At 71.2% G+C, this 24,461-nt stretch carries 25 protein-coding genes; 9 read left to right on the top strand and 16 right to left on the bottom strand.

The features are described from left to right. Positions 1-5: 5 nt before the first annotated feature. A complete protein-coding gene (hisI, locus tag AQJ84_RS28165; protein WP_030039429.1) occupies positions 6-422 on the bottom strand; it encodes a phosphoribosyl-AMP cyclohydrolase in 417 nt (138 codons plus the stop codon). A gap of 75 nt (positions 423-497) precedes the next feature. On the opposite strand from hisI, the gene AQJ84_RS28160 reads away from it, so the two are divergent. Then, entirely contained in the window at positions 498-1,133 is a 636-nt protein-coding gene (locus tag AQJ84_RS28160; protein WP_053191253.1) for a TIGR03085 family metal-binding protein, read from the top strand. A 12-nt stretch (positions 1,134-1,145) separates the two neighbouring features. On the opposite strand, the gene AQJ84_RS28155 is transcribed toward AQJ84_RS28160, so the two are convergent. The 10 genes from AQJ84_RS28155 to hisD all read right to left on the bottom strand — a co-directional run bounded on the left by AQJ84_RS28155 (position 1,146) and on the right by hisD (position 8,842). Next, entirely contained in the window at positions 1,146-2,396 is a 1,251-nt protein-coding gene (locus AQJ84_RS28155; RefSeq protein WP_053191251.1) for an MFS transporter, read from the bottom strand. 15 nt (positions 2,397-2,411) lie between these two features. Next, positions 2,412-3,002, bottom strand: a complete 591-nt coding sequence (locus tag AQJ84_RS28150) for an ArsR/SmtB family transcription factor (protein ID WP_030039426.1) — start codon at positions 3,000-3,002, stop codon at positions 2,412-2,414. 123 nt (positions 3,003-3,125) lie between these two features. Next, positions 3,126-3,881, bottom strand: coding sequence for an imidazole glycerol phosphate synthase subunit HisF (hisF, locus tag AQJ84_RS28145; RefSeq protein ID WP_030039425.1), 756 nt, complete (start codon positions 3,879-3,881; stop codon positions 3,126-3,128). Further along, positions 3,878-4,273 carry a RidA family protein gene (locus tag AQJ84_RS28140; RefSeq protein WP_030039424.1) on the bottom strand — a complete coding sequence of 132 codons (396 nt, stop codon included), beginning with the start codon at positions 4,271-4,273 and terminating at the stop codon, positions 3,878-3,880. The genes hisF and AQJ84_RS28140 overlap by 4 nt, the downstream gene beginning before the upstream one ends. Continuing rightward, entirely contained in the window at positions 4,270-5,010 is a 741-nt protein-coding gene (gene priA / locus AQJ84_RS28135) for a bifunctional 1-(5-phosphoribosyl)-5-((5-phosphoribosylamino)methylideneamino)imidazole-4-carboxamide isomerase/phosphoribosylanthranilate isomerase PriA (RefSeq protein ID WP_030039423.1), read from the bottom strand. Before priA ends, AQJ84_RS28140 begins: the two co-directional genes overlap by 4 nt. Continuing rightward, the gene (gene hisH, locus AQJ84_RS28130) at positions 5,010-5,660 is read right to left on the bottom strand and encodes an imidazole glycerol phosphate synthase subunit HisH (RefSeq protein ID WP_030039422.1); all 651 of its coding nucleotides are present in this window, start codon (positions 5,658-5,660) and stop codon (positions 5,010-5,012) included. Before hisH ends, priA begins: the two co-directional genes overlap by 1 nt. After that, positions 5,651-5,815 (bottom strand): hypothetical protein, encoded by a 165-nt coding sequence (locus tag AQJ84_RS43600; RefSeq protein ID WP_030039421.1) that lies wholly within the window; start codon positions 5,813-5,815, stop codon positions 5,651-5,653. The genes hisH and AQJ84_RS43600 overlap by 10 nt, the downstream gene beginning before the upstream one ends. Further along, on the bottom strand, positions 5,812-6,414 hold the full coding sequence (hisB, locus tag AQJ84_RS28120; protein ID WP_030039420.1) for an imidazoleglycerol-phosphate dehydratase HisB: 603 nt from the start codon (positions 6,412-6,414) through the stop codon (positions 5,812-5,814). Before hisB ends, AQJ84_RS43600 begins: the two co-directional genes overlap by 4 nt. Beyond that, complete coding sequence (locus AQJ84_RS28115) at positions 6,411-7,520, bottom strand: histidinol-phosphate transaminase (protein WP_053191249.1); 1,110 nt, start codon at positions 7,518-7,520, stop codon at positions 6,411-6,413. Before AQJ84_RS28115 ends, hisB begins: the two co-directional genes overlap by 4 nt. Further along, positions 7,517-8,842 (bottom strand): histidinol dehydrogenase, encoded by a 1,326-nt coding sequence (gene hisD / locus AQJ84_RS28110; RefSeq protein ID WP_030039419.1) that lies wholly within the window; start codon positions 8,840-8,842, stop codon positions 7,517-7,519. Before hisD ends, AQJ84_RS28115 begins: the two co-directional genes overlap by 4 nt. 169 nt (positions 8,843-9,011) lie before the next feature. Between hisD and AQJ84_RS28105 the strand changes: the two genes are divergently transcribed. From AQJ84_RS28105 to ybaK, 4 genes are all read left to right on the top strand, one after another. After that, positions 9,012-10,589 (top strand): hypothetical protein, encoded by a 1,578-nt coding sequence (locus AQJ84_RS28105; protein ID WP_053191247.1) that lies wholly within the window; start codon positions 9,012-9,014, stop codon positions 10,587-10,589. A gap of 137 nt (positions 10,590-10,726) precedes the next feature. Next, on the top strand, positions 10,727-11,749 hold the full coding sequence (locus tag AQJ84_RS28100; protein ID WP_030039417.1) for a hypothetical protein: 1,023 nt from the start codon (positions 10,727-10,729) through the stop codon (positions 11,747-11,749). Between the two features lie 11 nt (positions 11,750-11,760). Beyond that, positions 11,761-12,501 (top strand): LON peptidase substrate-binding domain-containing protein, encoded by a 741-nt coding sequence (locus AQJ84_RS28095; RefSeq protein WP_030039416.1) that lies wholly within the window; start codon positions 11,761-11,763, stop codon positions 12,499-12,501. Between the two features lie 45 nt (positions 12,502-12,546). Next, entirely contained in the window at positions 12,547-13,047 is a 501-nt protein-coding gene (gene ybaK / locus AQJ84_RS28090) for a Cys-tRNA(Pro) deacylase (RefSeq protein WP_053191245.1), read from the top strand. A gap of 121 nt (positions 13,048-13,168) precedes the next feature. On the opposite strand, the gene AQJ84_RS28085 is transcribed toward ybaK, so the two are convergent. The 4 genes from AQJ84_RS28085 to AQJ84_RS28070 all read right to left on the bottom strand — a co-directional run bounded on the left by AQJ84_RS28085 (position 13,169) and on the right by AQJ84_RS28070 (position 17,139). Beyond that, positions 13,169-13,873, bottom strand: coding sequence for an AAA family ATPase (locus tag AQJ84_RS28085; protein ID WP_078631742.1), 705 nt, complete (start codon positions 13,871-13,873; stop codon positions 13,169-13,171). 34 nt (positions 13,874-13,907) lie between these two features. Then, on the bottom strand, positions 13,908-14,729 hold the full coding sequence (locus tag AQJ84_RS28080; protein ID WP_030039414.1) for an ABC transporter permease: 822 nt from the start codon (positions 14,727-14,729) through the stop codon (positions 13,908-13,910). 82 nt (positions 14,730-14,811) lie between these two features. Continuing rightward, positions 14,812-15,786, bottom strand: coding sequence for an ABC transporter ATP-binding protein (locus AQJ84_RS28075; protein ID WP_030039413.1), 975 nt, complete (start codon positions 15,784-15,786; stop codon positions 14,812-14,814). 135 nt (positions 15,787-15,921) lie between these two features. Beyond that, positions 15,922-17,139: an NYN domain-containing protein gene (locus tag AQJ84_RS28070; protein WP_030039412.1), complete on the bottom strand. Its 1,218-nt coding sequence runs from the start codon at positions 17,137-17,139 to the stop codon at positions 15,922-15,924. A gap of 222 nt (positions 17,140-17,361) precedes the next feature. Between AQJ84_RS28070 and AQJ84_RS43595 the strand changes: the two genes are divergently transcribed. Beyond that, the gene (locus AQJ84_RS43595; RefSeq protein WP_164873030.1) at positions 17,362-17,526 is read left to right on the top strand and encodes a hypothetical protein; all 165 of its coding nucleotides are present in this window, start codon (positions 17,362-17,364) and stop codon (positions 17,524-17,526) included. Between the two features lie 159 nt (positions 17,527-17,685). Here the strand turns inward: AQJ84_RS43595 and dnaE are convergent, their stop codons facing one another. Next, positions 17,686-21,225, bottom strand: coding sequence for a DNA polymerase III subunit alpha (dnaE, locus tag AQJ84_RS28065; protein ID WP_053191244.1), 3,540 nt, complete (start codon positions 21,223-21,225; stop codon positions 17,686-17,688). 212 nt (positions 21,226-21,437) lie between these two features. Between dnaE and AQJ84_RS28060 the strand changes: the two genes are divergently transcribed. The 3 genes from AQJ84_RS28060 (at position 21,438) to AQJ84_RS28050 (ending at position 24,418) form a co-directional block, all read left to right on the top strand. Next, a complete protein-coding gene (locus AQJ84_RS28060) occupies positions 21,438-22,778 on the top strand; it encodes a DUF2252 domain-containing protein (protein WP_053191242.1) in 1,341 nt (446 codons plus the stop codon). A gap of 68 nt (positions 22,779-22,846) precedes the next feature. Continuing rightward, a complete protein-coding gene (locus tag AQJ84_RS28055; RefSeq protein ID WP_030039410.1) occupies positions 22,847-23,539 on the top strand; it encodes a hypothetical protein in 693 nt (230 codons plus the stop codon). 66 nt (positions 23,540-23,605) lie between these two features. Beyond that, the gene (locus tag AQJ84_RS28050; protein ID WP_030039409.1) at positions 23,606-24,418 is read left to right on the top strand and encodes a thioredoxin domain-containing protein; all 813 of its coding nucleotides are present in this window, start codon (positions 23,606-23,608) and stop codon (positions 24,416-24,418) included. The last annotated feature ends 43 nt before the right edge of the window (positions 24,419-24,461 follow it).

The raw sequence follows: 24,461 nt of genomic DNA, 5'->3' as shown, positions 1-24,461 counted from the left end.
TGACCTTACTGATCCAGTGACGGTACGTCGGAACCGGCGCCGCCCTCGACGGACTTGAGGACGTCCTCGTCGAAGCAGGTGCGCGCGCCGGTGTGACAGGCGGCGCCGACCTGGTCGACCTTGACCAGCACGGTGTCGGCGTCGCAGTCCAGGGCGACGGACTTGACCCACTGGAAGTGGCCGGAGGTGTCGCCCTTGACCCAGTACTCCCGGCGGCTGCGCGACCAGTAGGTGCAGCGGCCGGTGGTGAGGGTGCGGTGCAACGCCTCGTCGTCCATCCAGCCGAGCATGAGCACCTCTCCGGTGTCGTACTGCTGGGCGATGGCGGGCAGGAGTCCGTCGGCGCTGCGCTTGAGGCGCGCGGCGATCTCGGGGTCGAGCCGGCTGGGCGTGCCGGGCGTGCTGCTGGTCATGGGTGCCATTGTGCCGCCAGGCACTGACAGTCACCGTGGGGTGTCCACTGTGCGGACCGCGGGGGCGGTCGTAGGCTGGCTGTCATGTCGACCTTCGCCAAGCGTGAACGACTTCTTCTGGCCGACCTGTTGGAGGCGGCGGGCCCCGAGGCCCCGACCCTCTGCGAGGGCTGGCTGACCCGTGACCTGGCCGCGCACGTGGTGGTGCGCGAGCGCCGCCCCGACGCGGCCGGCGGCATGCTGATCAAGCAGCTCGCGCCCCGCCTGGACAGGGCGATGGCCGAGTTCGCGGCCAAGCCGTACGAAGAGCTGATCCAGCTGATCCGGACCGGCCCGCCCCGGTTCTCGCCGTTCTCCCTCAAGCAGATCGACGAGGCGTCGAACACCATCGAGTTCTACGTCCACACCGAGGACGTCCGCCGGGCCCAGCCCGACTGGTCGACGCGCGAGCTCGACCCGGTCTTCCAGGACGCCCTGTGGTCCCGCCTGGAGCGCACCGCCCGCCTGATGGGCCGTGCTGTCCCCACCGGCCTGGTGCTGCGCCGCCCGGACGGCCAGACCGCGGTCGCCCACCGGGGCACTCCGGTCGTCACGGCGACCGGCGAGCCGTCGGAGCTGCTGCTGTTCCTGTACGGCCGGCAGGACGCCGCCAAGGTGGACCTGGACGGCGACAAGGAGGCGATCACCAGACTGCACGGCGGCAAGCAGCTGGGCATCTGACCGTCCGCGGGGTCAGCGGGGCAGTTCGGCGCGTCGCAGGCCCCGCACGCACAGGGCGACCACCCCGCCGAGGCCGCAGACCACGGCGCTGACGACGAAGACCGGGCCGGTTCCCCACACGCCGATGGCCGCGGCGGACAGCGGCATGCTCAGCGGGGCGAAGCCCAGGCTCACCAGGCCGGAGACCGCTGTGACGCGCCCGAGGTAGGCGGGCTCCGCCTGGGTCTGCAGCAGGGCGGCGCACAGGGCGCCGCTGAGCCCGGCGAGCAGCCCGACGAGCAGGGCCACCCCGGCGGCCGCGAGGACGCCCGGCGCGTGGGCGAGGGCGCCGATCGCAACGGAGCCCGCGAGGATGGCGTACCCCGCGATCCGCCCGGCGTGCGGCAGGCGCCCGCGCACGGTCAGCAGCAGGGAGGCGGCTCCCGCGCCGGCGCCGAACCCGGCGAGCACCCAGCCCATCCCGGCGGCGCCCCAGCCGCGTTCGTCGGCCAGCAGGGTCAGGCCCACGTTGAGGGGGCCGACGAAGCCGAGGTCGCCGAGGGCGATGGCCACCATCAGCGGGGCCAGGACACGGTGGCGGCGGATGTAGCGCAGTCCGCCCACGAGGTCCCGCCAGGCGGTGTCCGCACGGGCGGCGGCCCGGTCGTCCGGGGGCAGTTCCCGCAGTCGTACGGAGACCAGCAGTGGCAGCGACACCGCTATCAGCAGGCCCGCCACCGCGAAGGCGGCGGGTGCGCCGCCGACCGCCACCGCGAGGCCGCCGAGCGGGGCGCCGACGACGCTCGCGAACCGGATGCCCAGCCCGCGCATGCCCTGCACGCGCGCGAGTTGGTCGCGAGTCGTCACGCGCGCGGGCAGGGCCCCGACGGCCGGCATGAAGACGGCGTCGACGGTGCCGAAGACCAGGGCGAGCAGGGCCAGCGGCCACAGGCCCGGGTCGGTGAGGAACAGCAGCGCCGCCACGGCGAGTCCGGCGGCGCAGCGCACCGCGTCGCTGCCGATGACGACGCGGCGCGGTCCGAACCGGTCGGCGACCACTCCCCCGCCCAGCATCAGCAGGGCCCGCGGCAGCGCGCTGACCGCCATGACCACCCCGGCCTGCGTGGCCGTGCCGGCCTGTACGGCCGCCCAGGACAGGGCGATGTAGTACACGCTGTCGCCGACCATCGAGAAGGTGTAGGCGGCGAGCCAGCGCAGGACGTTGCCGTCACGGTGGGCCGGTCTGCCGACGGCGACGGCCGGGGGTATGAGGGTGTCGGGCACCGGAGGGGCGTCCTCTCAGCCGCGGAACGGGAAGGCGTACGTGTGCACCGCGACGTTCTCGCGGCCCTCGGCGTCACCGGCGTCGACGGCTGCCCGGCCGCGCTCCTCGTACCTGCGGACGAGGTCGGACATCTCCTGGGACAGTCCGGCCAGTTCGTCGGACGTGAGGCGCAGCAGCCACTCGGAGGAGCCGGACGCCGTCGTCCACGCGTCGCTCCAGTGCGCGCGCTCGTCGAGGTGACGCCGGTACATGTCGGCACGCTGCTCGAAGAAGAGCCTGCCCGCCGCGCTGTGGGCGGCGGCCTTCTCGGGGGCGTCGCGGAAGTCCTCGTCGCGGATGCTCACCCCGTCCGAGGCCGGCTGCCACCATCGCTCCCGGCCGTCCTCGCTGTGGGCGGCGGCCTCCTCGATGAGCCCGTGCTCGGCCAGCTTCCGCAGGTGGTAGCTGACCAGTGAGACGGCCTCGTCGACCTGCTCGGCGAGATGCGAGGCGGTCGCCGAGCGCGTGATGACCAATTGCCGGTACAACCGCGCCCGCAGCGGGTGCGCCAGGGCCTTCAGCGTCCCGAGGTCGGTGATCCGGCGGTCCCTCTCCCTGCCTGTCATACGCCCACCGTAAGTACGAAGGAAAAGTTGCACAACATACTTTGCGCAATTTTCCTTTCGCGCCTGCCGGAGAAGAAGCCCGGGCCGCCTCTGAAGGCGGCCCGGGCTTCGGGGGACGCGGAATCACCTCACCGGGTGACCCGCCTCCCGCAGTGCGTCCTTGACCTGGCCGATGCGCAGGTCGCCGAAGTGGAACACCGACGCGGCCAGCACCGCGTCAGCGCCCGACGCGACGGCCGGCGCGAAGTCGGTGAGCTTGCCAGCGCCGCCGGAGGCGATCACCGGGACCGTCACGTGCTTGCGGACGGCGGCGATCATCTCCAGGTCGTAGCCGTCCTTGGTGCCGTCCGCGTCCATCGAGTTCAGCAGGATCTCCCCCGCGCCCAGCTCCGCGGCCCGGTGCGCCCACTCGACGGCGTCGATGCCGGTGCCCTTGCGGCCGCCGTGCGTGGTCACCTCGAAGGAGCCCGACTCGGTGCGCCGCGCGTCCACCGACAGGACGAGCACCTGGCGGCCGAAGCGTTCGGCGATCTCACGGATCAGGTCGGGACGCGCGATCGCGGCCGTGTTGACGCCGACCTTGTCGGCGCCCGCCCGCAGCAGCTTGTCCACGTCCTCGGCGGTGCGCACTCCGCCGCCGACGGTCAGCGGGATGAAGACCTGCTCGGCGGTGCGGCGCACCACGTCGTAGGTCGTCTCGCGGTTGCCCGACGAGGCGGTGATGTCCAGGAAGGTCAGCTCGTCGGCGCCCTCGGCGTCGTACACCTTGGCCATCTCGACGGGGTCGCCCGCGTCGCGCAGGTTCTGGAAGTTGACGCCCTTGACGACCCGGCCGTTGTCCACGTCCAGGCAGGGGATGACTCGTACGGCCAGGGTCATGCGGTGGCTCCTCGGAACGCCTCCACCTCGACCTCGACGACCAGACTGGGGTCCACGAAGCCGGAGACGATGATCATCGATGCGGCGGGCCGGACGGCGTCGAACAGCTCCTTGTGGGCGCGTCCCACATCGTCCACGTCGCGGGCGTGGGTGAGGTACATACGGGTACGCACCACGTCCTCGCGGCCCAGACCCAGCTTCCCGAGCGCCGCGAACGCGACGTTGAAGGCGTTGACCGTCTGCTCGTACGGACCGCCGCCGGCGATCTCGCCGTCCACGATCGAGGTGCAGCCGGAGACCAGCACCAGGCCGTTGGGCAGTTCCACCGCCCGGGAGTACCCGAAGGTGTCCTCCCAGGGCGCGCCGGTCGTGACGCGTCGCAGTTCGCTCACTTGGCTACCGCCTCCAGGGCTTCTTCAAGGGTGAACGCCTTCGCGTACAGGGCCTTTCCGACGATGGCTCCCTCGACACCGAGGGGTACCAGCTCGGCGATGGCCCGCAGGTCGTCCAGCGACGACACGCCACCGGAGGCCACCACGGGCCGGTCGGTCGCCGCACAGACGTTGCGCAGCAGTTCCAGGTTCGGGCCCTGGAGCGTGCCGTCCTTGGCGATGTCGGTGACCACGTACCGCGCGCAGCCCTCCTTGTCGAGGCGCGCCAGCGTCTCGTAGAGGTCGCCGCCGTCACTGGTCCAGCCACGACCGCGCAGCGTCGTGCCGCGGACGTCGAGACCGACCGCGATCTTGTCGCCGTGCTCGGCGATGACCTTGGCGACCCACTCCGGAGTCTCCAGGGCGGCGGTGCCGAGGTTCACCCGGGTGCAGCCGGTGGCGAGGGCCGCGGCGAGCGCCGCGTCGTCCCGGATGCCGCCGGAGAGCTCCACCTTGATGTCCATCGCGTCGGTGACCTCGCCGATCAGGGCGCGGTTGTCGCCGGTGCCGAAGGCGGCGTCCAGGTCGACCAGGTGCAGCCACTCGGCTCCCGAGCTCTGCCAGGCGAGGGCGGCCTGCAGCGGGGAGCCGTACGAGGTCTCCGTGCCGGACTCGCCGTGCACGAGCCGGACCGCCTGGCCGTCACGGACGTCCACGGCGGGCAGGAGCTCGAGGCGTCCTGAGGGGTTCGAAGGCATCAGAGGGTTCCGATCCAGTTGTTCAGCAGCTGCGCTCCGGCGTCGCCGGACTTCTCGGGGTGGAACTGCGTGGCCCACAGGGCGCCGTTCTCCACGGCGGCCACGAAGGGCTTGCCGTGGGTCGACCAGGTGACCCTGGGGGCCCGGATGGCCGCGTTGTGCGTCTCCAGGCTCCAGTCGTGGACGGCGTAGGAGTGCACGAAGTAGAAGCGCGCGTCCGCGTCCAGCCCGGCGAACAGCTCGGAGTCGGTCGGCGCGTCCACGGTGTTCCAGCCCATATGGGGCACGATGTCGGCCTGCAGCGGCTCGACCGAACCGGGCCACTCGTCGAGGCCCTCGGTCTCCTCGCCGTGCTCGATGCCGCGCGCGAAGAGGATCTGCATGCCGACGCAGATGCCCATCACCGGACGCCCGCCGGACAGGCGGCGGTCGATGATCCAGTCACCGCGTGCTTCCTTCAGGCCCTTCATGCAGGCGGCGAAGGCGCCGACGCCTGGCACCAGCAGCCCGTCGGCGTTCATGGCCCGGTCGTAGTCACGCGTGATCTCGACGTCGGCTCCGGTGCGCGCGAGGGCGCGTTCGGCGGAGCGGACGTTGCCGAAGCCGTAGTCGAAGACGACTACCTTCTTCGCGGCGGTGCTCAATTCCACACCTCCAGCCTCATGACGCCCGCGACCAGACACATCGCGGCGCCGATCGAGAGCAGCACGATGAGGTTCATCGGCATCTTCTGCTTGACGAACGAGACGATCCCCCCGACCAGGAAGAGACCGAAGACGATCAGGATGGTCGACAGCCCGTTCACAGCGCGCCCTTCGTGGAGGGAAGGATGCCGGCCGCGCGCGGGTCGCGCTCGGACGCGTACCTCAGCGCCCGGGCCAGCGCCTTGAACTGGCACTCCACGATGTGGTGCGCGTTGCGCCCGTAGGGCACGTGCACGTGCAGCGCGATCTGCGCCTGGGCGACGAAGGACTCCAGGATGTGCCGGGTCATCGTGGTGTCGTACTCGCCGATCATCGGCGCCATCTTCTCGGGCTCGGTGTGCACGAGGTAGGGGCGGCCGGAGAGGTCGACGGTGACCTGGGCGAGCGACTCGTCCAGCGGGACCGTGCAGTTGCCGAAGCGGTAGATGCCCACCTTGTCGCCGAGCGCCTGCTTGAAGGCGGCGCCCAGCGCGAGGGCGGTGTCCTCGATGGTGTGGTGGGAGTCGATGTGCAGGTCGCCCTCGGTCTTCACGGTGAGGTCGAACAGACCGTGCCGGCCGAGCTGGTCGAGCATGTGGTCGTAGAAGCCGACGCCTGTCGACACATCGACCTTGCCGGACCCGTCGAGGTCGATCTCGACGAGGACCGAGGTCTCCTTCGTGACCCGTTCGATTCTGCCGATACGGCCTTCGCGGCTCATGCGCTCTGCTCCTTCTTCAGTTCACGTACCGCGTCCAGGAACGCGTCGTTTTCGGCGGGCGTTCCGGCGGTGACCCGCAGCCAGCCCGGTACGCCGTTGTCGCGGACCAGCACGCCCCTCTCGAGGATCTTCCGCCAGACCTCGTGGGCGTCGGCGAAGCGTCCGAACTGCACGAAGTTGGCGTCCGAGGCGGTCACCTCGTAGCCGATCGCCCGCAGCTCGTCGACCAGCCGGTCCCGCTCGGACTTCAGCTGCTCGACGTACCCGAGCAGGGTGCCGGTGTGCTCCAGGGCGGCCAGCGCGGTCGCCTGCGTGACGGCCGACAGGTGGTACGGCAGGCGTACGAGCTGCACGGCGTCCACCACCGCCGGGTGCGCGGCGAGATAGCCGAGGCGCAGGCCGGCCGCGCCGAAGGCCTTGGACATCGTCCGCGAGACGACGAGGTTCGGCCGGCCCTCGATGAGCGGCAGCAGCGAGCCGCCGTGGCTGAACTCGATGTACGCCTCGTCGACCACGACCATCGAGGGCTTCGCGGCCTGTGCGGCCTCGTACAGCGCGAGGACCGTCGCCGCGGGTACCGCCGTGCCCGTGGGGTTGTTGGGGGTCGTGACGAAGACGACGTCCGGCCGGTGCTCGGCGATCGCCTTCTCGGCTGCGGCGAGGTCGATCGTGAAGTCGTCGTTGCGCGGGCCGGAGATCCACCCGGTGCCGGTGCCGCGCGCGATGAGCCCGTGCATCGAGTACGACGGCTCGAAGCCGATCGCGGTGCGGCCCGGTCCGCCGAAGGTCTGCAGCAGCTGCTGGATGACCTCGTTGGAGCCGTTGGCGGCCCAGACGTTGGCCGGGCCGACCGGGTGGCCGGAGGTGTCCGTCAGGTACTCGGCGAGCTTGGTGCGCAGCTCCACCGCGTCCCGGTCCGGGTAGCGGTTGAGATCGCGGGCGGCCTCCCGCACACGCTCGGCGATGCGCTCGACCAGCGGCTCGGGCAGCGGGTAGGGGTTCTCGTTGGTGTTCAGCCGTACGGGGACGTCCAACTGCGGGGCGCCGTAGGGGGACTTGCCGCGCAGCTCGTCCCGTACGGGGAGATCGTCGATGCCGAAACTCACTTGCTCTCAGGTACCTTCCATCCGAACCGCGCCTTGACCGCCGCCCCGTGCGCGGGCAGGTCCTCCGCCTCCGCCAGCGTCACGACGTGATGCGCGACGTCGGCCAGCGCGTCCTTCGTGTAGTCGACGATGTGGATGCCGCGCAGGAAGGACTGGACGGACAGGCCCGAGGAGTGACAGGCGCAGCCGCCGGTGGGCAGGACGTGGTTGGAGCCTGCCGCGTAGTCGCCGAGCGAGACCGGCGCCCAGGGCCCGACGAAGATCGCGCCCGCGTTGCGGACCCGGTCGGCCACCGCGGCGGCGTCGGCCGTCTGGATCTCCAGGTGCTCGGCGCCGTACGCGTCGACCACCCTGAGGCCTTCCTCGACACCGTCGACCAGGACGATCGCGGACTGCCTGCCCTTGAGGGCCGGGACGATCCGGTCCTCGATGTGCTTGCTGGCCGCGACCTGCGGCTCCAGCTCCTTCTCGACCGCGTCGGCGAGCTCGACGGAGTCGGTGACCAGCACGGCGGCGGCCAGCGGGTCGTGCTCGGCCTGGCTGATCAGGTCGGAGGCGACGTGCGCCGGGTCGGCGGTGTCGTCCGCGAGGATCGCGATCTCGGTCGGGCCGGCCTCGGCGTCGATGCCGATCTTGCCGGTGAAGTAGCGCTTGGCGGCGGCGACCCAGATGTTGCCGGGGCCGGTGACCATGTTGGCGGGCGGGCAGGACTCGGTGCCGTACGCGAACATCGCGACGGCGGTGGCGCCACCGGCCGCGTAGACCTCGTCGACGCCGAGCAGGGCGCACGCGGCGAGGATGGTGGGGTGCGGCAGCCCGTCGAACTCGGCCTGTGCCGGGGAGGCGAGGGCGATCGAGGGGACGCCGGCCTCCTGGGCGGGCACCACGTTCATGATCACGGAGGACGGGTAGACGGACCGCCCGCCGGGCGCGTAGAGACCGACCCGGTCGACCGGTACCCACTTCTCGGTCACGGAGCCACCCGGCACGACCTGGGTCGTGTGGGTGGTGCGGCGCTGCTCGCGGTGGACGAGACGGGCGCGGCGGATGGACTCCTCCAGAGCCGCGCGCACCGCCGGCTCCAGCTCCCGCAGAGCGTCGGCCAGGGCCTCGGCCGGAACCCGGACGGACTCCAGGCGCACCCCGTCGAACTTCTCGGCGAAGTCGATCAGCGCCGCGTCGCCTCGATGATGCACGGCCTCGCAGATCGGACGCACCTTCTCCAGGGCGGTCTGAACGTCGAAGTCGGCTCGGGGCAGCAGGTCGCGCAGGGCGGGGCCCTCGGGAAGGGCGTCGCCGCGCAGATCGATTCGGGAGATCACACCGTCAATTCTCTCAGACCCTCGTCAGAGGCTGACCGCGCGTTCCAGTGGCTGATACGCCGCCCGCGGGCAACCCGGAAGATCCCCTTCACGTCTAGTGTTCGGGGAGTTACTCAGCGGGCATGAACAGATGTGCGAAGCCGATGGGGACGAGGGGGATGGAAGCGAAGTGACCGAAGGGGCCGGCATCCGGGACGGGGAGCTGCCGGACGATCTGACGGCGGCCGAGGCCGGCATGTGGCAGTCGTTCCGCAACGGCACGGTGTACGACCTGAGCAGCGGCGACACGGTCGTCGACGATCCGCACGGCGGGCACCCCTGGGGGCCCGAGCGGACCGTGCGGGCCCGCATCGTGTGCTGGCTGCTCCTGGACGGCCCGCCCGCGCTGGCGGGCCGGGTGTCCTCGCTGAAGCTCGTCGGCGTGCAGATCAGCGGCAGCCTGGACCTCGCGGGCGGCACCGTGGTGCCGTACGTGGAGATGCGCGGCTGCCGGTTCGAGCGGGACGTGCTGCTGCCGGAGGCGCGCTTCACGACCATGCGGATGGTGGACTGCTCGGTGCCGCGCCTGGAGGCGGCCCGGGTGCACACCGAAGGCGACCTGCACCTGCCCCGCTGCCGCTTCCACAACGGCATCCGGCTCACCGACGCGCAGATCGGCACGGACCTGCTGCTCAACCAGGCGATCGTCTACCGCGACCGCAGCGGACGCTCGATCGCCGCGGACGGCCTGGCCGTCGGCCAGGACCTCCAGGCCGAGATGCTGGAGTCGCACGGCGAACTGCGGCTGCGCAGCGCCACGATCGGCGTCTCGCTGAGCCTGCGCGGCGCCCGGCTGGTCAACCCGTACACCCGGTTCGCGCTGAACGCCCCCCAGCTGACCGTGGGGCGCTCGCTGTACCTGACCCCGGCGGGCGTCGGCAGCACCCTGCTGAGCGGGACCACACCCGCGCGCGGGACGCGCATCCAGCGCTTCGCCTGCCAGGGCGGGGTGCGGCTGGACGACGGGCGGTTCGGGGACGCGGTCGACCTGGAGCGGGCCCGGTTCACCTTCACGGACGACCAGGAGCTCTCGCTGCGCCGCGTCCAGACGCCCGAACTGCGCTTCCTCGGGGAGCGGCCGGCCCGGGGCATGGTCGTGCTGTCGGGCGCGCGGGTGGTCAACCTGATGGACCGGGCGGACGCCTGGCCGGGCCCGGGCAGACTGCACATGGGCGGGTTCGGCTACGAGAACCTGGTGCCGCGCGGCCCGTTCCCGTTGGACGAACGGCTGGAGTGGGTGGCGGCGGCGACCGCCGAGTACAACCCGGAGCCGTACGAGCGGCTGGCCACCGTGCTGCGGGCGGGCGGCGAGGACGAGGACGCCCGCGAGGTGCTGCTGGCCAAGCAGCGCCGACGGCGTGAGAGCCTGCCGGTCGCCGCCAAGCTGTGGGGTTACGCGCAGGACTGGACGGTCGCCTACGGATACCGGCCGGGCCGGGCCGCCGTGTGGATGGCGGTGCTGTGGGCGGCGAGCTCGGTGGCCTTCGCGCACGCCAGTCATCCCCCGCTCAAGCGCGGGGAGCATCCGCCGTGGAACCCGACCCTGTTCGCCCTGGACCTGCTGCTCCCGGTCATCGACCTGGGCCAGGTCGGGTTCTGGCAGCTGAGCGGCGGCTGGCAGTGGGTGGCCGCCGTGATCGTCCTGCTGGGCTGGGTTCTGGCGACGACGGTGGCGGCCGGGGCGACCCGGCTGCTGCGCCGGAACTAGAAACTGCGGTGACGGGTGGGGCTCCTGACGCGCCAGTTGTTGAACGGTCACCTTTTTGCCATCCCTTGACCGGACGGCGTACAACTTTCCACGAGTTGACCGTTCCCGCTGGCGCCGTCGTGACCTGCGGTCTTTCAATGGTCGGCACCATGGCTCTGCTGCCGCCGTTCATCCGCTCCACGCGGGTGCACGTAACCCCCACATACCCCGTCCGCGGGCTGCCCGCCGACGACGAGGTGCTCCTCGACGCGCCCGACGACCGACTCGGGCCCGCGCTGGTCGCGGCCGGCCGGGGCGAGTACCGGGCCGCGTCCGAGCTGCTCACCGCCACCCGCGCGGCCGCGGACTGGGAGAACCGCGACCGGTACGTGCGCCGGCTGGCGGCCTTCGCCGGCTCGCGGGACGAGTGGTACGACGACTGGCACAGGGCCGCCCCACACGACCCGGACGCGCTGCTGGTCGGCGCCCAGCTGGCGGTGGACCGCGCCTGGCGGTCACCGGCCCGGGCGGAACTGCTGCGCGAGGTGAGCCCGCTGATCACGGCCGCCGCCCGCGGTGACGACCGCGATCCCGTGCCCTGGCGCCTGGCCCTGGACCACGCGCGCGGCGCGAGCGCCGGGCACCGGTACTTCGAGGAGCTGTGGGAGGCGGCGATCCGCCGCGCCCCGCACCACTACGGCTGCCACGTGGCCGCCCTGCGCTACCTCGCCGCCTCCTGGCACGGCTCCCACCACGCCTGCTTCGACTTCGCCGAGCTGGCCGCACAGGACGCGCCGGCCGGCTCCTTCGTCCAGGCACTGCCCGCGCGGGCCGCCCTCTCCTACCTGACCGACGGCTGCGGTCCCGAGGTGCCGGGCGCCCGGCTGGACGCGGCGGCCGACCGCGCGATCGCGTTCTCCACCCGGTTCCCGGCGGCCGACCCCTGGCCCGCCGAGGCCCGGAACAAGCTGATGTACGTCCTGGTGAGGCTGGAACGCTGGGCGGACGCCGGCGAGCAACTGCGCCTGATCGGCCCGTACGCCACCTCCTTCCCGTGGAGCCGGTTCTCGGACGACCCGCTCGGCCGGTTCCTGGAGATCCGCGACCTGGTCCGCCACCAGACCGCCTCCGGCCATCCACGAAGTGGGCACGGCGGACGCGCCCGCTCCGGCGACCATTAGGCTTTTGCGTCGTGACCACCGTCCGGCTCCCGCTCTTCCCCCTGAACACGGTGCTGTTCCCGGGGCTCGTGCTTCCTCTGAACGTCTTCGAGGAGCGCTACCGCGCCATGATGCGCGAGTTGCTCAAGACACCCGAGGACGAGCCGCGCCGGTTCGCCGTCGTGGCGATCCGCGACGGCCACGAGGTGGCGCCGAGCGCACCCGGCATGCCGGACCCCACGGCCGCGCCCGACCAGGGCCCCGGCGCCGGCTTCGGCGACGAGCCGCTCAAGGCGTTCCACGGGTTCGGCTGTGTCGCGGACGCGGCCACGCTCCGGGAGCGGGCCGACGGCACCTTCGAGGTGCTCGCGACGGGCACGACCCGGGTGCGGCTGCTGTCGGTCGACGCGTCGGGTCCCTTCCTGACGGCGGAGCTGGAGGAGCTGGAGGAGGACCCGGGCGACGAGGCGGGGGCGCTCGCGGAGGGCGTCCTGCGGGCCTTCCGCAAGTACCAGAAGCGCCTGGCGGGCGCCCGGGAGCGGTCCCTGTCCACCGGCGCCGACCTGCCGGACGAACCGTCGGTGGTCTCCTACCTCGTGGCCGCCGCCATGATGCTGGACATCCCGACCAAGCAGCGCCTGCTCCAGGCGCCGGACACCGCGTCCCGGCTGCGCGACGAGCTGAAACTGCTGCGCGCCGAGACGGCCATCATCCGTAATCTGCCCTCGTTGCCCGCGGCGGAGCTGACGCGCGGTCCGACGAGTCTCAACTGACGCACCACCTCCGGAAACTGGCGGAACAGGCGGGAACAGGCCGCGATGGCGAAGAAGTCGAAGAAGCAGCAGTCGGGCGGCACGCCCGCCACGGTCGCCCTGACGGCGGCGGGAGTGGCGTACACCGTCCACTCCTACGACCACGACCCGAGCCACCCCTCCTACGGCGAGGAGGCGGCCGAGGCGATGGGAGTCCCGCCGGAACGCGTCTTCAAGACGCTGGTGGCGGACGTCGACGGCGCGCTGACCGTGGCGGTCGTCCCGGTGGCCGGCCAGCTGGACCTCAAGGCCCTCGCGGCGGCGGTCGGCGGCAAGCGCGCCACCATGGCCGACCCGGCGCTCGCCGAACGCACCACGGGCTACGTCCGCGGTGGCATCTCACCCCTGGGCCAGCGGAAGAGGCTGCCCACGGTGCTGGACGAGTCGGCGGCCGCCCACCCCACGATCTGCGTCTCCGCGGGCCGCCGGGGCCTGGAGGTCGAGCTGTCCCCCGAGGACCTGGCCAAGCTCACGGAAGCGGTGGTGGCGCCCGTCGGGCGTGCGTGACCCTCGACGCGGGTCGGTTCGTGGGTTGAGTACGAGGACATGTCGAAGGGAACACGCAAGCGCAGGTGGCGCGTCAGGAAGGGCCGCTCCCACCACGGAAGGCGGCCCGCGTAGCGGGTCGCTACGCCGGCGGGCCTCCGTACCCGTCCTTCGGAGCCAGGCCCTGCTGGTCGGCGTAGGGATCCGGGTCACGGGGCCCGAACAGCCCCGTCAACCCCAGGTGCACCACCAGCGCGGCGATCGGCCACGCCAGCAGCGCGCCCTTCGCCCCCAGCTTCAGCGGCGCCGAGAACACGACCCCCTTGCCCACGTCTTTTGCGTGCGCGACGACGTCCTGGGTGGGGCCGAGCCAGACGCCGAGCCGCCACGCGAGGAGCGAGCCGAGCAGCCCTCCGACGGCCAGCGCCACCACCAGCGGCACTCCACCGCGCCGCCGAACCAGGAACACGGCGAGGGCGCTCAGGAGGCCGAAAGCGAGCGCGAGCAGGGTGAACGTTCCGTCGACGCCGACGGCCTGTTCGCCCTCGGTGTCCTGGAGGTAGACGACCCAGTTGCCCTGCTCGTCCAGACCGCCGATCAGCGGCACATGCGGAGCCAGCCACCACCACAGCAGCCCGAGCAGCACCCCGCCGAGCGCCACCGCCACGGTGACGACGGCGGCCTCCCGCACTTCGGTCTTCATCCCGGGACCGTCCTGTCCGTACGAACCGTGCTCGCCGTACGCGGCATCCCGCGCGGGAGTCCCGTACCCGGGGGGCGCGGCCTGCCACGCGCCGTGCGGGGTCGGTTCGTGCGGGGGCGGAGGGGGAGTCAACGGTGCGGTCACCCTGACATCGTGCCAGGCCCGCCTGTGCGACGCGTCATCGGACGGCCGCCCGGCGGTAGGCCCAGGTGGCGACGGCCAGCGAGACCACGCCGACCCCGCCGCACACGGCGAGGTCACCGAGCACGAGTGCCCAGTCGGGGTCCGGTCCGAAGGTCCGCGCCAGGGCCTCGACGCCGTACGTCGACGGCAGCAGGTCCCGCGCCAGCCGCACCACCTCCGGCATCCGCTCCGCCGGCAGGACGCCGAGCAGCAGCGCCGCGGACATGCCGAGCTGCCCGAGCAGCGTGGCCAGTTCCGGGCGCGGCGCGAGCAGCCCGAGTGCGGCCCCCAGTCCGGCGAGCGCGGCCCCCGCGAGCGGGATGACGGCGAGGAGCACCCACAGGTGGGTGAGCGGCAGCCCGAACAGCACACACCCGAAGACGGCGGTCACCACGGTCCCGGGCACGGTGAACGACGCGTACGCGCCCGCCGCCCCCAGCACCACGGCCGCCGGGGGCACCGGCAGCGTCGCGTAGTGGTCGAGCCCTCCGCTGGCGCGGAGCTGGCCGAAGTACTGGGCGAGCAGGTTGAGCGCGACGAAGGCGACGACGAGCACGGACGAGCCGGCGACGACCGCCTGTGCCTCGGCCCCGCCGTCCACGACCCCGCGCATCAGGATCATGATCCCGACCGACTGGAAGGTCGCCACGAACAGCAGGGGGATCCGCGCCACCCGCGCACGGGACAGCTGCGCCCGGTACACGGCCACGAGGGCCGGCCACAGCCGTGCGCGCGGTCCGAGCTCGGCCGCCTCCCGGACCGTCCCCTCCACGGCCAGGGTGCTGCCCGGCAGAACCTCGACGGGTACGACACTCACCTCGCGCGGCTCCCCTCTCTGGGTTTCACTGCGGCCCTCGTCCCGTTCCGTACGGATTCGACGGTCGGTGTACTCAAGGTGCTCAAGCCTTCACCAGCCCCTGTTGCGCGGCGCCGCCCAGCGCCAGGTACACGTCCTCCAGGCTCGGCGTGGTGAGCGTGAAGTCGTCCAGCGCGGCGAACGCGGCCCCGCCGGTCACGGTGGCGACCACCGTACGGGCTTCCTCGGGGGCAAGCCTCAGCGTCCAGCGGCGCCCGGACTCCACGGCCCGGTCCTGCAGCGCGGCGACCTCGGGGACGTGCAGCGGGGCCGCCTCGCGCCACACGAGGTCGACCCGCACCTCGCCGGCGACCTGCTCCTTGAGGCCGGTCGGGGTGTCGCAGGCGATCACCCGCCCCCGGTCCAGGACGGCGACCCGGTCCAGGACGGTCTCGGCCTCGATGACGTTGTGGGTGACCAGCAGGACGGTCGTACCGCGTTCGGCCCGGCGCCGGTCGACCGCGGACCACACCGCGCGGCGTGCCACGGGGTCCATGCCGGACGTCGGTTCGTCGAGGACCAGCAGCGGCCGCTCCCCCACCAGGGCGGCGGCGAAGCAGGCGAGCCGGCGCTGGCCGCCGGACAGTTTCCTGAGCGCCCGCCCGGCGAGGGACGTGAGGCCCAGCTCCTCCAGTACGGCGTCCCGCTCGGCCCGCGCCTCGGCGGCCTCCAGGCCGCGCAGCCGTCCGGTGGTCTCGGCGGCGAGCGACACGGTGAGCTCGTCGAGGGCGGTGGACTCCTGGCCGAGGTAGGCGAGGATGCGCGCGGCCCGCTCCGGGTGGCGCACGATGTCGTGCCCGAGGATCTCGACGCTGCCGTGGTCGGGCCGCATCAGGCCGGTCAGCTGGCGGACGAGGGTGGTCTTCCCGGCACCGTTGGGTCCGAGGAGTCCGAAGATCTCCCCGCGCCGGATGTCCAGCCGTACGTCGTCGGTGGCCCTCACCTCGGGCGTCGCCGGAACGCCGCGCCGTCCCCGTACCGGCGGATAGGTCTTGGTCAGTCCGCGCACCGCGCACACGACATCGTCACCGTGCCGAAGTGCCTGTGCCGCGCGCGTACTCACAAGGGACGAGACTACGGGGTCCGCGCGGCCCGCCGGTTCCCGGGGCTGCCCATAACGGCAAAACCGGCGGTAAAGATCCCAGCCGGCGTCTCAGTCGCCGGCGGGGGCGTGCTCCGCGGCCGTCCGTACGTCGATCTCCCGCCAGAACCCGGCCCGGATCGCGTACCGGTCGTGCTCGTCGATCTGGTCGTCCTTGTGGGCGAGCAGCCCGAACCGGGCGGCGTACCTCAGCAGCTCACCGTCGATCCGGTGCGGGATGCGGGGGTACATTCCGGACAGTTTCTGCAGGTGGCCCTGGTCACCGAGGCGCTCCATCCACCGGCGCGCGAACACCTGTCCGACCTCGTAGGGGTCGCCGCCGACGGTCGTGATGTCCTCCTCCCGGTCGGCCCACCGCTGCTCCGCCGTGGTCACCTGCGCCAGCGTCGGCATCGAGGCGACCTCGGGGGGCTCGGCCGCGCCGCCGGGCCGGTCGACCCACCCCTTGTCGGAGGACCAGCGCAGGGTCGCGGACTGTGCGGGCTGGGCGGGGTGGATGCCGGGGGCGCGCAGGGCGGCCAGGTCCTTCGGTGTGGGCACGCCCTTGGGCGCGGGCACCCGCTCCTGCGTGCCGTTGTCCGAGCCGGTGGCCGCCTGGGCGTGCTCCTCCTCGGCGGGCCGCTCGGCCCCCGACGAGGGCGCGGACTCCGGCAGCGGCGCGGAGAGGATCGCGGCGATCTCGGGCCGGGGCACGGGCTGGGGCGCGCAGACGCCGCCGAACTCCTTGGCGCGTACGGCCTTGGTGATCCACGCACGGTCGAGCACGCGCCGCTCGTCCGCCTCGGCGACCAGGTCCTCGGACTGGTTGTAGTCCCCGTCGGCGGCCTGGACGGCCCACAGGTGCACGGCGACGCCGTGCTCCTTGGCGGCCATCATGCCCGGCAGCAGGTCCCCGTCCCCGGTGACCAGGACGATGTCGGAACAGGCCCGGTTGCGGGCCAGCTCGGTCAGCTCCGCGTGCATCGCGGCGTCCACGCCCTTCTGGGCCCAGCGTCCGTCGCTGCGGGTCAGGGCGCCGAGGCGGACGGTGACCCGGGGCATCACGCGCAGCCTGCGGTGCTCTGGCTGCGGGACCCGGTCGGGCGCGCCGTCGAACCAGTAGATGCGCAACAGGGGCCGTTCCGTGTCGGACTCGGCGCGCTCACGCAGACCCTGGATGAGGGCGGCGTGGTCGACGGTGATGCGGGAGCGGGAGGGCTCCCCGGCAAGGAGACTGGCGGCGGCCCCCAGCAGATACCCGGCGTCCACCAGGACGATGCAGCGGTCCACGCGATCCACCCTCTTTCCGGGAGGTTTGCTTCGGGCTTCCTTCGAGTCTGCCCGACCACGCGGGGGTTAACGGCCCGAACTCGATCTTCGGCGTGGCGTTTCCGGCGTTCTCCCCCCGACAAGCCCTGTCACAGACGGTAATTATCCGAAATGCGCTCGTTGTCAGCCTATGTGAATCTGATCCCGGCCCTGGCCCCTAGAACCCCCACAGGAGGCATCACCATGGCCAAGAACAAGAACCGTGAACGCAAGCAGTCGCAGTCCGAGCGTGGCCCTCAGACGGCCCGGCAGTCGCCGATGGAGCCGCAGGTCGAGCCGCACGCCACGCAGGTGACTCCCGGCGACATGGCCCGCAAGGGGCGCCAGAAGCGCTTCGGTCACAACTGACATCTTCACAACGGGCTGTTGAAGCCCAGGCACACACCGAGGGGCGCGTCCGGTCACGGATGCGCCCCTCGTACACGTCAACAGCCCGCTGTCAGCAGCGCTGCCGGCAGCCCGCTGTCATAGCCCTGTCAGTAGCCCCTGCCAGCGGCAGGCACCGCGTCAGCCGGCCAGGCAGGACGGCCCCAGCAGCACCTTGAGGTCGCCGAAGAGCGCCGGGTCCGGCTTCACCCGGTGCCGGTCGAGGCGCAGCACGGTCGTCTTGCGCGGGCCCTGGAGCTTGATCCGGACCTCGCTCTCGCCCTTGTGGTGGGTGAGGATCTCGCCGAGGCGGCTCACCATCGGCGGGGTGACGCGGGTGGCCGGGATGGTGAGGATCACGGGCGCGTTGGTGCCCGCGTTCGACAGGTCCGGCACCTGGAGCTCCATCGCGACCAGACGCGGCACGTCCTCGCGCTTGTCCAGGCGCCCCTTGACGAACACCACGGCGTCCTCGACGAGTTGGGTCGACACGAGCTGGTAGGTCGCCGGGAAGAACATGCACTCGATGGAGCCGGCCAGGTCCTCGACCGTGGCGATGGCCCAGGCGTTGCCCTGCTTGGTCATCTTGCGCTGGAGGCCGGAGATGATGCCGCCGATGGTGACGACCGCGCCGTCGGAGTGCTCGCCCCCGGTGAGCTGGGCGATGCCCGCGTCGGCCTTGTCCGACAGCACGTGCTCCAGGCCGAAGAGCGGGTGGTCGGAGACGTAGAGACCGAGCATCTCCCGCTCCTGGGCGAGCAGGTAGGTCTTGTCCCACTCCTCGGTGGTGAACTCCACGTCGAGCCCGAAGCCGGGCTCGCTGGTGTCCTCCTCGCCCATGCCGCCGAAGAGGTCGAACTGCCCCTCCGCCTCCTTGCGCTTGACCGCCACCACGTTGTCGATCATCGGCTCGAAGTGCGCGGTGAGGCCCTTGCGGGTGTGCCCGAGGGTGTCGAACGCACCCGCCTTGATCAGCGACTCGGTGGTGCGCTTGTTGCAGGCGACCGCCTCGACCTTGTCGAGGTAGTCGGGGAAGGAGGCGTACTTGCCCTTGGCCTTGCGGCTCTTGATGATCGACTCGACCACGTTGGTACCGACGTTGCGCACGGCCTCGAGGCCGAAGAGGATCACGTCGTCGCCCTGCGCGGCGAAGTTGTGCACCGACTCGTTGACGTTCGGCGGGAGCACCTTGATGCCCATGCGCCGGCACTCGTTGAGATAGACGGCCGACTTGTCCTTGTCGTCCTTGACGGAGGTGAGCAGCGCGGCCATGTACTCGGCGGGGTAGTTCGCCTTCAGGTACGCCGTCCAGTACGAGACCAGGCCGTACGCGGCGGAGTGCGCCTTGTTGAAGGCGTAGCCGGCGAAGGGGACCAGCACGTCCCACAGGGCCTGGATGGCCTCGTCGCTGTAGCCCTTGTCCCGGGCGCCCTTCTGGAAGAGGACGAAGTTCTTGGCCAGCTCGTCGGGCTTCTTCTTGCCCATCACGCGGCGCAGGATGTCGGCCTCGCCGAGCGAGTAGCCCGCGATGATCTGGGCGGCCTTCTGCACCTGCTCCTGGTAGACGATCAGGCCGTAGGTGACCGCCAGGACCTCTTCGAGGGGCTCCTCCAGCTCCTTGTGGATCGGGGTGATCTCCTGGAGCTTGTTCTTGCGGAGCGCGTAGTTGGTGTGCGAGTCCATGCCCATCGGGCCGGGACGGTAGAGCGCGGAGACGGCGGAGATGTCCTCGAAGTTGTCGGGCTTCATCAGGCGCAGCAGGGAGCGCATGGGGCCGCCGTCGAACTGGAAGACGCCGAGCGTCTCACCGCGCTGGAGCAGTTCGAAGGTCGTCGGATCGTCGAGGGGCAACGAGAGCAGCTGTAGGTCGATGCCCTTGTTGGACCTCACCATCTTGACGGCGTCGTCCATGATCGTCAGGTTGCGCAGGCCGAGGAAGTCCATCTTCAGCAGGCCGAGCGACTCGCACTGCGGGTAGTCCCACTGCGTGATGGTCACGCCGTCCGTGTGGCGCACCCAGATCGGGGCGTGGTCGACGATGGGCTCGCTGGACATGATCACGCCGGCGGCGTGCACACCCATCTGCCGGACCAGGCCCTCGACGCCCTTGGCGGTGTCGATGACCTTCTTCACGTCCGGCTCGTTCTCGTACATCGCGCGGATCTCGCCGGCCTCGCTGTAGCGCGGGTGCGAGGGGTCGGTGATGCCGTTGAGGTCGATGCCCTTGCCCAGGACGTCGGCGGGCATCGCCTTGGTGAGGCGGTCGCCCATCGCGTACGGATAGCCCAGCACGCGCGCGGAGTCCTTGATGGCGTTCTTCGCCTTGATCTTGCCGTACGTGCCGATCATGGCGACCTTGTCGGCGCCGTACTTCTCCGTCACGTACCTGATCACCTCGACGCGCCTGCGCTCGTCGAAGTCGATGTCGACGTCGGGCATGGAGACACGCTCGGGGTTGAGGAACCGCTCGAAGATCAGGCCGTGCGGGATCGGGTCGAGGTCGGTGATGCCCATGGCGTACGCGACGATCGAGCCGGCCGCGGAACCACGGCCCGGACCGACCGCGATGCCCTGGTTCTTGGCCCACATGATGAAGTCGGCGACCACGAGGAAGTAGCCCGGGAACCCCATCTGGATGATGACGTCCATCTCGTACTCGACCTGCTTCTGGCGGTCCTCGGGGACGCCGCCCGGGAAGCGGCGCTCCATGCCGCGGCGGACCTCCTCCTTGAACCAGGTGATCTCGGTGAAGCCCTCGGGGATGTCGAACTTCGGCATGAGGTTCTTCGCCTCGAACATGCCGGTGGTGTCGATCTGCTCGGCGACCAGGAGGGTGTTGGCGCAGCCCTCCTGCCAGGCGTCCGAGGAGTCGATGGCGTACATCTCCTCCGTGGACTTCAGGTAGTAGCCGGTGCCGTCGAAGCGGAAGCGGTCCGGGTCGGAGAGGTTCTTGCCCGTCTGGATGCACAGCAGGGCGTCGTGCGCGGTCGCCTCGTGCGCGTACGTGTAGTGCGAGTCGTTCGTCACCAGCGGCGGGATGCCGAGCTTCCTGCCGATCTCCAGGAGGCCGTCACGGACCCGGTGCTCGATGTCGATGCCGTGGTCCATCAGCTCCAGGAAGTAGCGATCCTTGCCGAAGATGTCCTGGTACTCGGCGGCCGACTTCAGGGCCTCGTCGAACTGGCCGAGGCGCAGCCGGGTCTGGAGTTCGCCCGAGGGGCAGCCGGTGGAGGCGATGAGCCCCTCGGACCACTGGGAGATGGTCTCCTTGTCCATCCGGGGCCACTTCTGCAGCCAGCCCTCCGCGTACGCGTCGGAGGAGAGCTTGAAGAGGTTGTGCAGTCCGGTGGAGTTGGCCGCCCAGATCGTCTTGTGGGTGTAACCACCCGAACCGGACACGTCGTCCCGCTTCTGGTGCGGCTGGCCCCACTGGATCTTGCGCTTGTTGCGCCGGGACTCGGGCGCGACGTACGCCTCGATGCCGATGATCGGGGTGACCCCGGCCTTCTTCGCCGTGTGGAAGAAGTCGTACGCCCCGTGCAGGTTGCCGTGGTCGGACATCGCGATGTGGGTCATGCCCATCTCGTTGCACGCGTCGAACATGTCCTTGAGCCGCGCGGCACCGTCCAGCAGCGAGTACTGGGTGTGGACGTGCAGGTGCGTGAACGGCGGCTTTGACACGGCTTCGGCCTCCAAGGGAACGTGCGTCGACTGTGGTCCGGCAGGCTGCGATCAGTCTGGGGGACAGCGTCGAAGTCTATGCCTCGGGACTGACACCCGACGGGCACTCCCGCGTACCTTCGGACGTTGCAAGAAGGCGGACGGCCGTCCGGGGGAAGCCGACCCGTCCGCACCACACGTCACGCACCACCTGTCCCAGGAGGCACCCAGCGATGTCGGTTCCGCAGCTCAACGACGAGCACCGCGGCGAGGAGATCCTCGCCGTCTTCGACACCGCCTTCGGCCAGCTCCTGGCCGCCGACCCGGCCGCGTTCCGCGTGAAGTTCCGGAAGATGGCGGCCTCGGCGTTCGCGTTCTACCGCGGCACGGCCTGCCTCTTCTACCACGACCTGACCGCGAACAACGGCTTCGGGTCGCAGCGGGGCGGCCCGTACCTGGACGAGCGCACCTCGCGCGTGTGGATCCACGGCGACCTGCACGCGGAGAACTTCGGCACGTACATGGACTCCCAGGGCCGGCTGATCTTCAACGTCAACGACTTCGACGAGGCGTACGTCGGCCCCTTCACCTGGGACCTCAAGCGCTTCTCCGCCTCGATCGCCCTCCTCGGGTACGCGAAGGCGCTCGGTGACGACCAGATCACCGAGCTGGTGCAGGTGTACGCGGACGCGTACCGCGAGCGGATCCACGCCCTGGCCGCCGGCGCCAAGCGCGACGAGGTGCCGCCCTTCACCCTGGACACGGCCGACGGCCCGCTGCTGGGCGCGCTGCGTGTCGCCCGCTCCCTCACCCGCTTCGGCCTGCTCGACTCGATGACGGAGATCCGTGACTTCGAGCGCCGCTTCGCCCCGGGCGGCGGCTCCATCGAGCTGGACGCGGCCACGCGGTACAAGGTCCTCGCCGCCTTCGACGGCTATCTGGAGACGCTGCCGGACTCCTCACTGGCCCGCCCCGACTCGTACCGCGTGAAGGACGTCGTCGGCCGCCGCGGCATCGGCATCGGCTCGGCCGGTCTGCCGTCGTACAACATCCTGCTGGAGGGGCACAGCGACGCCCTGGAGAACGACGTCGTGATCTACATCAAGCAGGCCCAGACCCCGGCCGTCTCCCGGCACATCACCGATCCGGCGATCCGTGACTACTTCCAGCACGAGGGCCACCGCACGGTGATCTCCCAGCGCGCGCTCCAGGCACACGCCGACCCGTGGCTGGGCTGGACCGAGCTGGACGGCTCGGGCCAGCTGGTGGCCGAGGTCTCGCCGTACGCCGTGGACCTCGACTGGAGCGACCTCGACGACCCCGAGGAGATCGCGGCGGTCGTCGCCGACCTGGGCCGGGCCACCGCCACCATGCACGGGGCGGCGGACGACCAGTCCGGCGAGTCCCTGGTGCCGTTCTCCACCGAGCGGGCCATCGACGCGGCGATCGCCGCCGACGAGGACGGCTTCGCGGACCTCCTGGTGGACTTCGCGCACGGCTACGGCGCACGCGCGCGTGCCGACCACCAGATCTTCGTGGACCTCTTCCGCAACGGCCGGATTCCGGGTCTGTGACGGAACGGCCGCACACAGGGACCCTTTAGGGGTCCCTTACAGGCCTACGTGACAGACTCTCCTCCGCCATGGACATATCCGGGACCCAGCTCAGAGCCGTACGCGCGGCGCTGTTCACGGCTGTCGTCGTGACGCTCAGCACCGCGTCGCACGTTCTGCTGTCCCGGGCCCCGCTGCCGCTGAACACGGTGGCGGTGGTCACCGCCGCCGTGTTCGTGATCGCCTACGCGCTGGCCGGCCGCGAGCGCGGCTTCGGCCGGATCGCCGCCCTGCTGATCCCGCTGGAGCTGGCCGCCGACACGGTGTTCACCACCGGCCAGCACGTCTGCTACGGCGCCGCCGGTGGCCCGGTCGCGGGCCCGCTGCGCTCCGTCGGCTTCGACGTGCTGTGCGGCGGCGGCACCAGCGTGGGCGCCCCGCTGGCCCGGATGACCGGCACCGACACCGAGCGGCTCGGCGGGCTGCTCGCCCACGCCGACCCGGCGACCGCCTGGCTGCTGCTCGGCGCGCACGTCGGGGTCGGTCTTCTCGCCGCCGCCTGGCTGCGCCGGGGCGAGCGTGCGCTGGCCCAGCTGCTGCGGGCCGTGACCGCGACCACCTTCCGGCCCCTGCTGCTGGCGGTCGCGGCGGTGACGGTACGGCCGGCGCCCTCCGTTCGCCGCCCGCGGCGCCCCGGCCCCCGCACCACCACCGCGCGCGAGCGGCTCCTCGTGCACTCCTTGGGACGGCGTGGACCGCCGTGCTCGGCCGCTTCCGCCTGAGTACCACAGTCCCCCTTACGTATCCCCGCACACGACGTGTGCGCGTCCCCTTTACGGAGATCAACCATGAGCAAGCGGAACAGCCAGGCCGCGAAGACGGCCGCCCGTGAGCGGCTGCGCGTGGAGCGCGAGCGTCAGGCCAAGCGCGCCAAGGTCAAGCGGCAGCTCATCGTCGCCGGCTCCGTGGTCGGCGTGCTGGCGATAGCCGGCGGCATCGGCTACGCGGTCGTCCAGGGCAACAAGCCCGGCTACTGGGAGGCCGCGAAGGACGACAAGCTCGTCAAGCCGGCCAACACCACGGGCACGAACGGCACCACCGTCGTCATCGGCGAGAGCAGCGCCAAGAAGACCCTCGTCATGTACGAGGACCCGCGCTGCCCGGTCTGCGCCCAGTTCGAGCAGACCGTCGGCGCGACCCTGGACAAGGGCGTCGAGGACGGCAAGTACAAGGTCCAGTACGTCGGAGCGACCTTCCTCGACAACGGCCTGGGCGGCGAGGGCTCCAAGAACGCGCTCAGCGCGCTGGGCGCGGCGCTCAACGTCGACTCCAAGGCGTTCCTCGCGTACAAGACGGCGCTGTACTCGGCGAAGTGGCACCCGGAGGAGTCCGACGACAAGTTCAAGGACGACTCCTACCTGATCAAGGTGGCCGACACCGTCCCCGCCCTGAAGGGCAACACGAAGTTCCAGAACGCCGTGAAGAACGGCACCTTCGACAAGTGGGCGCTGGACATGTCGGCGAAGTTCGACGACAGCGGCGTGAAGGGCACCCCGACCCTGAAGATGGACGGCAAGACGCTGACCGGCTCCGACGGCGAGAACGCGCCGATGACGGTCGCCGATTTCAACAAGGCGATCGAGGCGGCCCTGAAGGCCTGAGCCGTTCCTGAACCGACCGTCAGCAAAAGAGCGGGCGAACTTT

Origin of the sequence: Streptomyces resistomycificus (genome assembly GCF_001514265.1) — a bacterium.
Classification (GTDB): domain Bacteria; phylum Actinomycetota; class Actinomycetes; order Streptomycetales; family Streptomycetaceae; genus Streptomyces; species Streptomyces resistomycificus.
Note: the sequence above shows the minus strand (reverse complement) of the source record. Positions and strands in the feature narration are given on the sequence as shown.

Excerpts from the sequence above, each read along its gene's own strand:
- hisI (WP_030039429.1), bottom strand. The coding sequence starts at position 422 with ATGGCACCCATGACCAGCAGCACGCCCGGCACGCCCAGCCGGCTCGAC.
- AQJ84_RS28160 (WP_053191253.1), top strand. The coding sequence starts at position 498 with ATGTCGACCTTCGCCAAGCGTGAACGACTTCTTCTGGCCGACCTGTTG.
- AQJ84_RS28150 (WP_030039426.1), bottom strand. The coding sequence starts at position 3,002 with ATGACAGGCAGGGAGAGGGACCGCCGGATCACCGACCTCGGGACGCTG.
- hisF (WP_030039425.1), bottom strand. The coding sequence starts at position 3,881 with ATGACCCTGGCCGTACGAGTCATCCCCTGCCTGGACGTGGACAACGGC.
- priA (WP_030039423.1), bottom strand. The coding sequence starts at position 5,010 with ATGCCTTCGAACCCCTCAGGACGCCTCGAGCTCCTGCCCGCCGTGGAC.
- hisB (WP_030039420.1), bottom strand. The coding sequence starts at position 6,414 with ATGAGCCGCGAAGGCCGTATCGGCAGAATCGAACGGGTCACGAAGGAG.
- AQJ84_RS28100 (WP_030039417.1), top strand. The coding sequence starts at position 10,727 with ATGGTCGGCACCATGGCTCTGCTGCCGCCGTTCATCCGCTCCACGCGG.
- ybaK (WP_053191245.1), top strand. The coding sequence starts at position 12,547 with ATGGCGAAGAAGTCGAAGAAGCAGCAGTCGGGCGGCACGCCCGCCACG.
- AQJ84_RS43595 (WP_164873030.1), top strand. The coding sequence starts at position 17,362 with ATGGCCAAGAACAAGAACCGTGAACGCAAGCAGTCGCAGTCCGAGCGT.
- AQJ84_RS28060 (WP_053191242.1), top strand. The coding sequence starts at position 21,438 with ATGTCGGTTCCGCAGCTCAACGACGAGCACCGCGGCGAGGAGATCCTC.
- AQJ84_RS28055 (WP_030039410.1), top strand. The coding sequence starts at position 22,847 with ATGGACATATCCGGGACCCAGCTCAGAGCCGTACGCGCGGCGCTGTTC.
- AQJ84_RS28050 (WP_030039409.1), top strand. The coding sequence starts at position 23,606 with ATGAGCAAGCGGAACAGCCAGGCCGCGAAGACGGCCGCCCGTGAGCGG.